This window comes from Winogradskyella sp. J14-2, from assembly GCF_001971725.1.
Taxonomy (GTDB): Bacteria; Bacteroidota; Bacteroidia; order Flavobacteriales; family Flavobacteriaceae; genus Winogradskyella.
Window position 1 is genome coordinate 1,904,954 of sequence record NZ_CP019388.1, and the last position, 13,477, is coordinate 1,918,430.

Annotated in this window: 14 protein-coding genes and 1 tRNA gene; 7 read left to right on the forward strand and 8 right to left on the reverse strand. The window is 31.7% G+C overall.

What is annotated here, in order from left to right; all coding sequences use genetic code 11:
• The first annotated feature begins 59 nt into the window (after positions 1–59).
• Both BWZ20_RS08685 and BWZ20_RS08690 read left to right on the forward strand, forming a co-directional pair.
• Positions 60–2,810 carry a PD-(D/E)XK nuclease family protein gene (locus BWZ20_RS08685; RefSeq protein WP_076619090.1) on the forward strand — a complete coding sequence of 917 codons (2,751 nt, stop codon included), beginning with the start codon at positions 60–62 and terminating at the stop codon, positions 2,808–2,810.
• A complete protein-coding gene (locus BWZ20_RS08690; protein ID WP_076619097.1) occupies positions 2,810–3,652 on the forward strand; it encodes an alpha/beta hydrolase family protein in 843 nt (280 codons plus the stop codon). Before BWZ20_RS08685 ends, BWZ20_RS08690 begins: the two co-directional genes overlap by 1 nt.
• 22 nt (positions 3,653–3,674) lie before the next feature.
• On the opposite strand, the gene BWZ20_RS08695 is transcribed toward BWZ20_RS08690, so the two are convergent.
• The 5 genes from BWZ20_RS08695 to BWZ20_RS08715 form a co-directional block, all read right to left on the reverse strand.
• Complete coding sequence (locus BWZ20_RS08695; RefSeq protein WP_157358368.1) at positions 3,675–4,328, reverse strand: hypothetical protein; 654 nt, start codon at positions 4,326–4,328, stop codon at positions 3,675–3,677.
• 28 nt (positions 4,329–4,356) lie between these two features.
• The gene (locus BWZ20_RS08700; protein WP_076619101.1) at positions 4,357–4,926 is read right to left on the reverse strand and encodes a hypothetical protein; all 570 of its coding nucleotides are present in this window, start codon (positions 4,924–4,926) and stop codon (positions 4,357–4,359) included.
• Between the two features lies 1 nt (position 4,927).
• The gene (locus BWZ20_RS08705; RefSeq protein ID WP_076619103.1) at positions 4,928–5,632 is read right to left on the reverse strand and encodes a TIGR04255 family protein; all 705 of its coding nucleotides are present in this window, start codon (positions 5,630–5,632) and stop codon (positions 4,928–4,930) included.
• Positions 5,633–5,820: 188 nt separating this feature from the next.
• Positions 5,821–5,894, reverse strand: a tRNA-Ala gene (locus BWZ20_RS08710).
• Between the two features lie 25 nt (positions 5,895–5,919).
• On the reverse strand, positions 5,920–6,717 hold the full coding sequence (locus BWZ20_RS08715) for a universal stress protein (protein WP_076619105.1): 798 nt from the start codon (positions 6,715–6,717) through the stop codon (positions 5,920–5,922).
• A 124-nt stretch (positions 6,718–6,841) separates the two neighbouring features.
• Here BWZ20_RS08715 and BWZ20_RS08720 point away from each other — a divergent pair, with 124 nt between their 5' ends.
• The 3 genes from BWZ20_RS08720 to BWZ20_RS15395 are packed head-to-tail and all read left to right on the forward strand — an operon-like array spanning position 6,842 to position 8,894.
• Positions 6,842–7,342, forward strand: coding sequence for a GNAT family N-acetyltransferase (locus BWZ20_RS08720; RefSeq protein WP_076621312.1), 501 nt, complete (start codon positions 6,842–6,844; stop codon positions 7,340–7,342).
• A complete protein-coding gene (locus BWZ20_RS08725; RefSeq protein ID WP_232217093.1) occupies positions 7,339–8,676 on the forward strand; it encodes an MATE family efflux transporter in 1,338 nt (445 codons plus the stop codon). Before BWZ20_RS08720 ends, BWZ20_RS08725 begins: the two co-directional genes overlap by 4 nt.
• A gap of 41 nt (positions 8,677–8,717) precedes the next feature.
• Positions 8,718–8,894, forward strand: a complete 177-nt coding sequence (locus BWZ20_RS15395; protein WP_198034946.1) for a hypothetical protein — start codon at positions 8,718–8,720, stop codon at positions 8,892–8,894.
• An 80-nt stretch (positions 8,895–8,974) separates the two neighbouring features.
• Here BWZ20_RS15395 and BWZ20_RS08730 read toward each other — a convergent pair whose 3' ends face one another.
• Positions 8,975–9,604 carry a 2OG-Fe(II) oxygenase gene (locus BWZ20_RS08730; RefSeq protein ID WP_076619107.1) on the reverse strand — a complete coding sequence of 210 codons (630 nt, stop codon included), beginning with the start codon at positions 9,602–9,604 and terminating at the stop codon, positions 8,975–8,977.
• 127 nt (positions 9,605–9,731) lie between these two features.
• Between BWZ20_RS08730 and BWZ20_RS08735 the strand changes: the two genes are divergently transcribed.
• Together BWZ20_RS08735 and BWZ20_RS08740 are read left to right on the forward strand one after the other, a co-directional pair.
• Entirely contained in the window at positions 9,732–10,184 is a 453-nt protein-coding gene (locus tag BWZ20_RS08735; protein WP_076619108.1) for a 6-pyruvoyl trahydropterin synthase family protein, read from the forward strand.
• 10 nt (positions 10,185–10,194) lie between these two features.
• Positions 10,195–10,965: a UDP-2,3-diacylglucosamine diphosphatase gene (locus BWZ20_RS08740; RefSeq protein WP_076621313.1), complete on the forward strand. Its 771-nt coding sequence runs from the start codon at positions 10,195–10,197 to the stop codon at positions 10,963–10,965.
• Here the strand turns inward: BWZ20_RS08740 and BWZ20_RS08745 are convergent.
• Together BWZ20_RS08745 and BWZ20_RS08750 are read right to left on the reverse strand one after the other, a co-directional pair.
• Positions 10,962–12,236, reverse strand: coding sequence for an MFS transporter (locus tag BWZ20_RS08745; RefSeq protein ID WP_076619109.1), 1,275 nt, complete (start codon positions 12,234–12,236; stop codon positions 10,962–10,964). The two genes, BWZ20_RS08740 and BWZ20_RS08745, sit on opposite strands and share 4 nt — an antisense overlap.
• 126 nt (positions 12,237–12,362) lie before the next feature.
• Positions 12,363–13,445, reverse strand: a complete 1,083-nt coding sequence (locus BWZ20_RS08750) for a Fic family protein (RefSeq protein ID WP_076619111.1) — start codon at positions 13,443–13,445, stop codon at positions 12,363–12,365.
• Between the last annotated feature and the right edge of the window lie 32 nt (positions 13,446–13,477).

Consider the following 13,477-nt stretch of genomic DNA (forward strand, 5'->3'; position numbering starts at 1 on the left):
GTCTCTAAAATATATTTAAAAAACGCTCCGAAATTCGGAGCGTTTTTTATTTTTATATAATGAGTAGCTTTATTAAATCTGTACTATTAGACCTACGAGATAAGGGTAATAATTTAGAAGAACTCTATTTTATAATTCCTAGTAAACGCGCAGGAGTTTTTCTAAAACATCATCTTTCAAAAATAATTAATGAGCCCATTTTTTCTCCCCAAATTCTAAGTATTGAGGAGTTTGTAGAAGAAATGTCAGGTCTTAAAAGTCTTTCAAATTCTGATGTTTTATTCCGACTATACAATGCCTATCTCAAAGTCACCCCAAAAAAGACTCAAGAACCCTTTGAGGTTTTTTCTAGCTGGGCACAAATACTAGTACAAGATTTTAATGAAATTGATCGCTACCTTGGTAACCCAAATTCTATTTTTGATTATTTACAAGCCATTAAAGAAATAGATCATTGGTCTTTAGAAACAGAACAAACCGACTTAGTTAAATCATATTTAAAATTTTGGAAACAACTAAAACATTACTACCGTGTTTTTACAGACAGTCTCCTTAACGACAAACAGGGTTATCAAGGTTTAATCTATAGAGAAGCTGTTGAGAACCTTGAATCTTACATAGAAAACAACACTAATAAAACACATGTTTTTTTAGGTTTTAATGCTTTAAACAAATGCGAATCTCTCATAATACAAGGATTGCTACAAAGTGAATCTGCTTATATATATTGGGATATTGATGAGGTTTTTTTAAAAGACAAAATCCACGATGCAGGCCTTTTTATAAGGCAGCATATTGATAAATGGAATTACTTTAAGAAGGAACCTTTTAAGTGGGCCTTATCAAATTATAGCAAAAAAAAGAATATTAATGTTATCGGTGTCCCAAAGTTAGTGGGCCAAGCAAAATATATTGGTCAGATATTGAAAAAACTTAACACCGATAATCATCACCTAAAAGATACCGCTGTTGTATTAGGAGAGGAAAGTCTATTGATTCCTATTCTTAATTCTATTCCAAAAGAAATCGATAAGGTAAATGTAACTATGGGACTGCCTTTAAAATTTGTGCCCTTGGCATCACTTTTTGATCAGCTCTTTAGCATCCACAAAAAAAACAATGCAACATTTTATTTTAGAGATTTAATAGATATAGTGTTTCATCCTTCCTTACACAGTCTTTTTGCAACAGAGCACTGTAATTACTTACATGATATTTCATATTATATTCAAAAAAACAATTTAGTTTATCTCACTTTACACGACCTCAAAAAGGTTGCTCATAAAGATGTACATGATATCTTATATTTAATGTTTAACTCATGGGAAAACAAGTCTGAGATAGCGTTGCATCGTTGTTTAAAACTAATTCAATTGATTAAGATAAATTTCAATGCTTCAAGTATAGAGTTAGAATATTTATATAGATTTCATACGCTGTTCAACCAGTTATTAGAACTGAATACTACTTACCAACATTTAACATCTATTAATGGCTTATACAAAGTTTATAATGATTTACTACAAAACGAAACATTAGATTTTAAAGGGGAGCCTTTAGAAGGTCTTCAAATTATGGGTATGTTAGAATCTCGCGTATTAGACTTTGAAACTGTAATTATAAGCTCTGTTAACGAGGGTATTTTGCCATCTGGTAAGACAAATAATTCTTTTATACCGATGGATGTTAAGTTGCAAAACAAACTGCCAACGTATAAGGAAAAAGATGCTGTTTATACCTACCATTTTTATAGATTAATACAGCGTGCAAAAAATGTTTATATTCTGTACAATACCGAAATTGATGCGCTTAAAGGTGGTGAAAAAAGTAGATTTATAACGCAAATGGAGGTAGAAGGTATTCATAAAATTAATCATACTATTGCTTCGCCAATTGTACCTATTATCAAAAAACAGTTAAGACACATTACTAAAACCAATGATGTTCTATCAATACTTAAAGAGCTCTCTAGCAAAGGCTTTTCACCGTCGTCATTAACTAATTACATTAGAAACCCTTTGGACTTCTATTACGAAAAAATCTTGAGAATTGAAGCATTTGAAGATGTAGAGGAGAATATAGCGGCAAACACTTTAGGTTCTGTAATACACAATACCTTAGAAGACCTCTATAAGCCTCTAGAAGGAAAATTCCTTACTATTGATAACCTAAAAGCGTTTAAGCTGCAAATAAAATCTTATGTAACGCATCACTTTAAAGATTTATATAAGGACGGTGATTTTACATCAGGAAAAAACCTCATTATTTTTGAAATTGCTCAACGCTACATTTCAAACTTCATAAATTCTGAAATTCAACAGCTTAAAAACGGCAATACCATTAAAATACTTGCTATTGAAGCTGACGAAAAAATTGAGTTGAATATTGATGCTATTCCTTACGCAATACGTCTTACTGGTAAGGTTGATAGAATAGACCAATTTAATGGTGTCACCCGTGTTATAGATTATAAATCTGGTAAAGTAGACCAAGGTAAAGTAGAAATCGTCGACTGGGAAAATATCACAACAGATTATGATAAGTACAGTAAATCTTTCCAAATACTGTGTTATGCGTATATGATGCATAAAACAAATAAAATTGAATTACCAATCGAAGCCGGTATCATTTCATTTAAAAACTTAAATGGTGGTTTTCTTAAATTTGGTAAAAAGGATTCTACGCATACTAAAAATAAAGAGCAACTTATAACAGAAGACACTTTAAGTAATTTCGAAATTGAGCTTAAAAAACTTATAACAGAGATATGTAATCCTAGCGTAGACTTTACAGAAAAAGAACTAGACTAATGCAACTAGAAAAAAATAAAATACTACTAAGAGAACATAAAAAACCTATACTGTTAGACTCATTTTATTCTAAAGAATTTACAAATCAGCCTGTAATTATATTTTGTCATGGTTATAAAGGTTTTAAAGATTGGGGCGCCTGGAATCTTATGGCAAAATCAATTGCAGAGGTAGGTGTTTGTTTCGTTAAATTTAATTTTTCGCATAATGGTGGCACCATGGAAAACCCTATAGATTTTCCAGATTTAGAAGCCTTTGGCAATAATAACTATTCTATTGAATTAGATGACCTTAATGATGTTATAGATTGGGTTACCACTGCGTTTAAAGACAACTTATTTGTTGATATAAACAACCTTACTCTTCTTGGTCATAGCAGAGGTGGCGGTATTGCTATTATAAAAGCATCAGAAGACAAAAGAATAAAAAAACTCATAACCTTAGCAAGCGTTTGCGATTTTGCGAAACGCACAGCCACAATAGGAAATCTAAAAGAATGGGAAGAGCACGGTGTAAAATATGTGATTAATGGCAGAACCAAACAACAAATGCCGCATTATTACCAATTTTACGAAGATTTTAAAGCTAATGAGAAACGATTAGATATTGAAAAAGCAGAAAAACAACTATTAGTGCCACACTTAATAATTCATGGCGATAATGATACTTCTGTAAAAATAGATGAAGCTCATGCTTTGCATAAATGGAATCCAAATAGTCAACTAGAAATTATAAAAGGAGCCGATCATGTGTTTAATATTAAGCACCCTTGGGAGAGATTAGAATTATCTAAAGAGTTAAAAAAGGCAGGCCAATTAATATTAGGCTTTGTTTCAACGTAGTATGTTGTTACTAATTATATTATTATATTATTTTAAAATCCTCCTCTTGTAATATTTTAAAATTCATTGGTATTTCAGTCTCAATATTTTTTGCAAGTATTGAACGAGATTCTGTACTTAGCTTTTTTACATATTTCCTTTGTTGGTTTGAAGCTAGTTCATGCAACCAAAAGGGTTCTTTATCATCTTGGTGAATAAACCAACGTAAAGAAAAATGCCAATAATTCCAACGCATAGGTGTATGAACAATAATACACTTTGCTTTAAAAGATTTGGCTTGAGGGTTTGGATTATTATATTGTGCTTCTTCGTTATTTATTTTACTTATTTTCATGTACCAGAATGACCTATTATTTACTAATTGAAAATCAACATTGTAAACGGGTATTTCGATTTCATCATTCACCTTACAATACTCATAATAATATGACTTCTTATCGCCAAATATCTGAATTTTACCATCTTCAATGGTAAAAACACCGTAAAGATTTGTTGATAAATCGGAAATATTCGAACTGGGATCCGAAATATATTTTTGGTTTATATACATATCACCTTTATTCAAAAAATCTAGTTCAGGATTAGACACATAAAATCTAAAAATTATACAATCACTTAAATCACATGCTAATTCTTTTTTGTCTGGTGATGGAATAATGTCAGATGGATAATCCATTGTTTTAATAGACTTTCTATAGAAGAAATTATATTTTCTGAGAAAAATACATAACTTGAAAAACAGTTTCTTCATTTAAAATAGACTTTAGCGTACTTAGTATATCTTTTAGCCTACCTCCAAAGCTTTCTTTCTTTATATTTTTTTCGTAATAAGTAAAAACAATTTCGTCATCATCAATATCATTCTCATCAAAGTCGAAAAAGTAGTTTAAGTGCACCTCGTAGTCACCTGATTTGAATGTAAAAAATACACTGTTTTCATTTGTTAAAGAGAAAGACAGGTCTGAATTGATAAAACTCATCAATTCAAATAAAACATCGGTGAATTTTGATTTTAATTCATTGTACTCATAGTCTTGTTCTAAGTCACAAAGAGCATTAAATTTACTTAAGTACACAACAAACTTTTTTGAGTTGTGTAATGCCATACTACTAACTATGCTCGGTCTAACATGATCAAAACTAACGGCAGGTACCATTGTATGCATAAAATTGTTCACCGCAAAAGAATAAGGGTCGTTTTTTGTTTTATAGAAACGACTTATTTCTTTTTGCTTTTTTGTAATCTTAGTGTCTGGATTTAAAACTGCAGGCATACTAATAAATTGGTTTTAAAGTTTTTAAGTATTCTTCTTTCATAATGGAAAAGAAAACTTCTTTTTGCTTATCGTGAGCTGTTGAAATAGCCTCTAAAATATATTCAATACTATTTCCACTAACATTCTCATTTAAAACATCAATATCAACAGTCGAAATCTTTTTATCACCAGTGCTTTTTATCTTTACGTTATTTTGAAAATTGAGAAATATTTTCAAATCTTCTTCTTGAAATTCAGACCTAAACGTATATACATCTGATTTAACATGAGGCAGTCCGAATGAAAAATTAAATTTAAAAGAGTCATGAATATTCATTTCAGGGTATTCACTAATATACCTTACACTAGCTCTTCTATAATTTTTTATTGGCGAATTCACACCGGCAATTTGAGATAATACTTTCTTTATTTGATAAATATATTCTTTCCAACCAATATAACTTGATAAAATATTGAATAGGATTGAATTATCCAATAGCATAATTTTAATCTTATCATTATAGAATAAAGGAGTACCACCTAAGCTTAAATTTAAACCTCCTACTGGTAAATTTTTAGATGGTGCGTTAGTGTAAATATAACTTTCATCTAGATTTTGAAATATTGTCCCAACAACTATTTCAAATGGCAAATGAGAATCGTATCGCACTTCAACAAATGCGTCAACAATCCTATCTGGACTAATAGATTTTGGTATATCCAAAATAATTTTATGCTTTTAGAAAATAAATATCTCTTTTCTTAATATCCTTATATAAATGTATTAATAATTTAATTAACAAGACTTAAGTTGATTGTTAACAAATATATAAACTTTTAATCATTAATGAAATTAAGGTTGTTTCTCAAAATATATTCAAATTTTAATATATCTCCCAAAGTAAAAAAAAGTGGAGCATATCGGAGTCGAACCGATGACCTCTACGCTGCCAGCGTAGCGCTCTAGCCAGCTGAGCTAATGCCCCATTTTTGGCTGTAAATATATCTTTTTTATTTTAATCCGCTCAATACTAAGACAGGAATAGTTGAACTGTGAAAATCTTTTTTCAAAATGACATCATCTTCCCAAAGCTTTGAGAAAAATCCACGTTTGCGCCTTACCACGCACAACAAATCTGGACTATGATTCTTGTAATGCTCTAGTACGGCTTGAAATGTCGTAGGACTCTCTGCTTCTGTGGTATTGGTAACCATTGCCTTTAGTTCATCATTTATCTCAAAGTCTTCGGGATTATGATAAGGGGTTTTTACCAACAACAAATTAAGAACAGCCTTAAACTGATTTTTTATACTATGTATTGGTTGCAGTACACCCTCGCGTTTAACAACAGCAGATTTTAATGCCAATAACATTTTTACTATTGGCTTGTATACATAACCCTCTGGTACAATTAAAGCGGGTATTTGCGTTCGTTTTATAATCTTTCCAGATGTTTTGCCTAAATAAACCTCATCCTTAATAGAATTCGTTCTTGGTTCTAAAATAATTAGGTCTACATCTAGGGCATGACACACTTTCTCAATAGTATCAATCAATTTGCCCTTAAAAGTTTTGGTAACAACATCCACACCTTTAGTGTCAATTGCTGCAACGTGCGATTCTAAAAAAGCTTTAGACTCTCGCTCCAAAATATGATCTACTTTTATCATAGTTCCTGCTTTGGTGTAAACGTTATATATTTGAACCACATATACCTTAGCGCCAAAAGCTTTGGCAAAGTCAACAGCATATTGTAAATGCGATTTTGCGTTTTTTGAAGACCCAACAGGAACTAAAATCGTTTTCATGTGCTAATTTTTATTGTTTTTCAATGGTCAAGGAACATCCTAATATAATTTTCGCTGTATCACTAAAGCTTAATCATGGATGTTTCATAGTTATAATTCTTTAAAACAAAAGTACAATTTAAAAATGATTAGAAAAGGGAAGATTGGAGATATAGAAACGATTATGGAGTTAACCAAAGCCTGTGCAAAAGCCATGATTGCAAATGGTATTTGTCAATGGAACGAACATTATCCTAACGCATCAGCTTTTATTAAGGATGTTAAAAGAGGAGAGCTCTATATTTTAGAATTAGACGCTGAAATAAAAGGTACAATTGTTATTTCAACCTTTATGGATGAAGAATATAAACCTATAAAATGGTTAACAAAAAACGACCACAATCTATACATTCATCGTTTGGCTATTCATCCTTCTATACAAGGCAAAGGCTTTGCGCAACAACTCATGAATTTTGCAGAGCAATACGCTATAGAAAACAACTATCACTCCATAAGATTAGATACCTTTTCTCAGAACAAAAGAAACCAAAAGTTTTACGAACTTCGTGGCTATAAACGATTGGGAGATATTTATTTTCCTAAACAAAGCGAATTTCCTTTTCACTGTTACGAATTAGTCCTTTGAGCACAACAAAAATTACTTTAAAACAAATCAATAAACTTGCTATACCAGCATTAATCTCTGGTATTTCTGAGCCTATTTTATCTTTAACCGATGCTGCAATTATTGGTAATATGGACTTAAATGCCACAGAGTCTTTAGCAGCTGTAGGTATCGTTACCACATTTTTATCCATGCTCATTTGGGTTTTAGGACAAACGCGTAGTGCAATTTCATCTATTGTTTCTCAATACTTAGGTGCAGATCAACTAAGCGAAGTAAAAAATCTACCTGCACAAGCCATGTTTATCATTACATCGCTTAGCTTAATAATTATTGCTGTAACCTATCCTTTAGCTTCACAAATTTTTAAACTCTATAATGCTTCAGATTTAATATTAACCTACAGTGTAGACTATTACCATATACGTGTGTTTGGTTTTCCGTTTACACTCTTTACTATCGCTGTTTTTGGTACATTTAGAGGCTTGCAAAACACCTATTACCCAATGCTTATTGCTATTACTGGTGCAGTAGCTAATATAATTTTGGATATTGTTTTGGTTTATGGTATCGAAGGGTTCATTCCTGCTATGCATATTAAAGGAGCCGCTTATGCAAGTGTCTTTGCTCAGGTAATAATGGCACTTCTCTCTGTTTATTACATACTTAAAAAAACAGACATACCTTTGTTGGTTAAATTTCCTTTTAACAAAGAGATTAATCGTTTTATATTAATGATTGCCAACTTATTTATTAGAACTATTGCGCTTAATGTAGCTTTGTATTTTGGCACAAGCTATGCCACAAAATATGGCACTACATATATCGCAGCTTATACAATAGCTATAAATCTTTGGTTTCTGGGTGCTTTTCTTATTGATGGTTATGCAAGTGCAGGAAATATATTATCAGGTAAATTATATGGTGCTAAAGACTATAAAACACTCATGGCGCTTAGTAATAAACTTATAAAATATGGTGTTGTAGTCGGTGTAATAATTGGCTTAGTTGGTGCGGTTTTCTATTATCCAATTGGTTCTATTTTTACGGATGATAAAGCTGTGTTAGAAGAATTTAGTAAGGTGTTTTGGATGATTCTTGCTATGCAACCTTTATGTGCGCTTGCCTTTATATTCGATGGAGTTTTTAAAGGCTTAGGAAAAATGGAATACCTAAGAAACGTATTGTTATTTTCAACGCTTCTTGTATTTATTCCTGTTATTTTTACTACTGATGCTTTAGATTATAAACTTCACGGTATATTCATTGCCTTTACACTTTGGATTATAGCAAGAGGGCTTCCACTAATTATAAAATTTAGAAAAACATTCAATACACTAATCCAAAACACTTAAATTTGAACAATAATCATTAAGAAGCATAAACGCTATTATTTATGAACTTATTAGTATCACTTCTACAAGAAGTTAATATTGAAGAAAAACTAAAAAACGCACCAGACGATAACTATAGTATTGGAGTGTTTATTGGTTCAATGATCCCATTTGTAATTTTAGTGATAATTGCTTACCTAGTTTATAGATATAACAAGAAAAGAGTAAAAGACGAGTAATATGGGAAATAGACTTTTTTTAATCTTAGCAATCGTACTTATTATCATCTACTTTTATAACAGAAACAAAAGACGTTAGTCTATCTTGTTTTTAACCAGCCTGTTATACTGAGTCTAGGTGTATTTACCGGTTTTACCTCATGCTCTAAAATCTGACTCTCAAAAATTACCACCTTACCAGGAAAAGGATAAATAGTTTCTTCTCCGTTTTCTAAATATAATACCAGTTCGCCACCGTTTTCAGGCTTCCAGTTTTCTTCATTTAAATAGCAGACAAAAGAGAGCTTTCTTCTGTCGTCATACTGAAATGTATCTAAATGGCGCTTGTAAAATGTCCCTTCTGGATAAATAGCATAGTGAAATTCTTTTTGGTTTATACCCAAAAAACAGGTGCGGTTGAGATAATCTTTTAGGTCATTTATTTTATCAAAAAACAACTGCTCAGACACATTAATATTTTGCTCATCAATCCAAAGGATAATATCGCCTCTTACTTTGGCCTTTATAACTTCATTAGTTCGGTTACCTATTGCTGATTTTTTAAAACTGTCCTCCTCGTACTTTTGCAATAACGAAGCTCTTAAAGCTGTTACCTCATCTCTCGTAAAAAAATCATCAATAATGGTGTATTGTTTAGATCCTAGATCTGCTATAATATTCTCGTACAGAACGTTTTCTGTAAACGAAATAGATTCAAATAGACTTTTCAATTTAGTCTAAAAATTAAGGGGAGTTTTCATTTAGCTTTATATTTAATTTCTAAAAAAGTGCGCAAATGTAATCTAAAAAGTTATTCGCTTTACATTTATAATATCTTTGCAGTATTATTTTTTTGAAATGAGTAAAATCCGAATTACAAAACAATTCTCTTTTGAAGCTGGTCATGCATTGCATGGTTACGATGGTAAATGTAGAAATTTACATGGTCACAGCTATTATTTATATGTTACAGTTATTGGCTCACCAATCCAAGACGACAAAAACGTGAAGCACGGGATGGTGATAGATTTTGGCGATTTAAAAAAAATTGTCAAAGATGAAATTGTTGATGTTTTTGATCATAGCATGATTTTTAACAAAAACACACCTCATCTCGAACTAGCAACAGACTTAAAAAATCGTGGTCATAATGTTATTCTGGTAGATTACCAGCCAACAACTGAAATGATGATTATTGATTTTGCCAAAAAAATCAAAAAGCGTTTACCAAACAATATAGAACTACATTCCTTAAAACTTCAAGAAACGGCCACTAGTTTCGCTGAGTGGTATGCTTCTGAAAATGAGTAAAAATCATCACATAGAAATCCCAGAAGGCAAGAAAATATATTTTGCTTCAGACAACCATCTAGGTGCGCCAACCATGGAAGCTTCCCGTCCTAGAGAGAGAAAGTTTGTAGCTTGGTTAGACCATGTAAAACAAGATGCTGCAGCGATTTTCTTGATGGGAGATTTATTTGATTTTTGGTTTGAATATAAAACAGTTATTCCAAAAGGTTTTGCTAGGACATTAGGTAAATTAGCAGAGATTACAGACTCTGGAATTCCAGTATATTATTTTGTGGGTAACCATGATTTATGGATGAGTGGTTATTTTGAAGACGAACTCAATATTCCTGTTTTCCACACACCTCAAGAATTCACATTTAAAATGAATACTGAGCGTAGTCGAAGTACATTTTTTATTGGTCACGGAGATGGCTTAGGTCCAGGCGATAAAGGCTATAAACGCATGAAAAAAGTCTTTACCAATCCATTTTTTAAATGGTTATTTAGATGGTTACATCCAGATATTGGAGTGAGAATAGCCCAATACTTGTCTGTAAAAAACAAATTGATTTCTGGTGATGATGATGCCAAGTTTTTAGGGGAAGACAATGAGTGGTTGGTCACCTATTGCAAAAGTAAACTTAAACAACAACACTATGATTATTTTGTTTTTGGTCATAGGCACTTGCCGTTAGATATTCAGTTAAATGCAAATTCAAAATATATGAACCTAGGTGACTGGATTCAATATTATACCTATGGAGTTTTTGATGGCTCTACACTTAAATTGAAAGAATATTAAGATTTTATTTCATCGAACTTCTCTTCGATATCTTCTTGTAAATCGAGCTCTCTTAATGCTTTGTTTTTTAAGCTCATAATAACAACCGTTAAAAGCGTAACCGAACCACCTAGAACAACTGCCAAAGGTGCGCCAAAAATACGTGCTGCTATACCGCTCTCTACTGCACCTAACTCATTAGAAGACCCAACAAACATAGAGTTCACAGCGCCCACTCGACCTCGCATATGATCTGGAGTTTTAAGTTGAAGAATGGTTTGACGTACCACCATAGAGATACCATCAAACACACCAGAAAAGAACAAGGCAATAACACTAAGCCACAGTAATTTTGAAGCGCCAAACACAATCATAAATACACCAAAACCAAACACTGACACTAGTAATTTTTTACCTGTATTCTTCGTAATAGGAATATAAGTAGTAGCTACCATGGTTATAATACTTCCAGAAGACAAAGCAGCATTTAAAATTCCGAATCCTCTAGGACCTGCATCCAATACATCTTTAGCAAATACCGCAAAAATAGCTACTGCTCCACCAAAAAGTACAGCGACCATATCTAGAGTTAATGCGCCTAAAATAACCTTATCGTTAAAGACAAATTTAATTCCAGATTTAAGACTTTCTTTTATAGATTCGTTTGTTGCTTTGTTTAAAATTGGCTTTTTATCTATTCTAAACACAAACAGCAAAGCTAACATTACTAATCCAAAAATAATTCCTAAGGTATAGTGTACACCTATCCAAGCTATCAAGAAACCTCCACACAGCGCACCAAAAACACTTGCCCCTTTCCAAGTACTACTACTCCATGTTGCTGCATTAGGATAGGCTGACTTCGGTACTATTAAAGCAATTAATGAAAAAATGGTTGGACCAAAAAATGCTCTCAAAACACCTCCAAAAAACACTAAACTATAAATACCAATTAAGATGCTTTTGGTACTCCAACTTGCTTCGATTTGTTCTGAAGTCAACCAAAACAAGCCAAAACTAATTAAAGAGAATAGTGCTATACATAATGTAAAAAGATTACGTTTTTCCTTTCGATCTACAATATGACCTGCAAATGGTGCCAAAAAGAACGCTGGTAAAAATTCGCAAAGCCCTATCATTCCTAAACTTAATTCGTCATTCGTTAAAGAATAGACCTGCCATTCTATAACAACAAATTGCATAGACCACCCAAAGACCAAAGCAAATCTCACCAATAAAAATATATTGAATTCCTTAAACCTTAGTGCTGCGTATGGATCGTTTTTATTCAAAAAAGTAAAAACAAGATATTATTTATATGTTAAAAGACATCCGTTTATTTACCACGTTTCAAAAACGTGTTAAGTAAATCAAGTTTTATTAACATATTTTTCTTATATGTTAATAAAAAAAGTATATCATAACTTATAGTCATATTCTGCAAATAATTTTAATAAACCATTATTGACAAAATAGCTGTCTCTTCCAATAACAACCTTTGTTAAAATATTACCATCGCTCATAGCTAATTCATTCAAGTATTTAGAAGCAGTCTGTCTACTGACCTTTAAATCTCTTTTCAAAAAATCGATTTTAGTATACGGATGCTTAAATAGATTATTTATCAAATCTTGGCTGTAAAACTTAAAATTATCTCTAATAAAAAACTTATAGCTTTGCATTTCTTTTTTCATATCAGTAATAAGCTTAACTGCCTGATTGGAAACAGATTCAATGGCATCAAGAATAAAACAAATCCAAGGCTCCCAATCTCCAAAATCTCTAACACTTTGAAGTAATTTATAATATTCCGCTTTATTCTGAATTATATATCTGCTAAGGTATAAAGAAGGATACTCCAATAAATTCCTTCTTACTAGATATAGGATATTAATTATTCTACCTACTCTTCCATTACCATCATAAAAAGGATGTATGCTTTCGAACTGATGATGAATTACTGCCATTTTTATTAATGGGTCTAAATCATCTAATAAATCATTATTGATATAATCTATAAGATTATTCATTAGCTCCTTAATAACTAATTTAGATTGAGGAGGTGTATATACTACTTCGTTTGTTTTATCATTCTTTAAATCAGTTCCTGGTAACGTTCGGTAACCAGCATTGTTTTGTTCTAATTCCTTGTGTATTTCTAGAACAGAACTATTTGTTATTAGTCTATTTTTATGAACATATTCATACCCAGTCTTGAGTGCTGACGCATAGTTTTGCACTTCCTTAGCGGCTATATTTTTTACTAAATTTAAGTTCAGTTCAGCCTTGAATAGTTCATCATGAGTAGTAATTATGTTTTCTACAGCCGAACTATCTTTCGCTTCTTGAAGAGATAGTGTGTTTACTAGAATGGACGGATTAGGCATAGTAGCCGCTACACCCTTTAACTCTGCTAGTGCAGCCCTAGCATTTGGGAGTTTCTTCAAAACTTTTTTAGTTTCAATATCTACTTTTAGGGGTAAGTTTTCTAAAATATACATAACTGGATTTTACCAATATTACAAAAATTAGA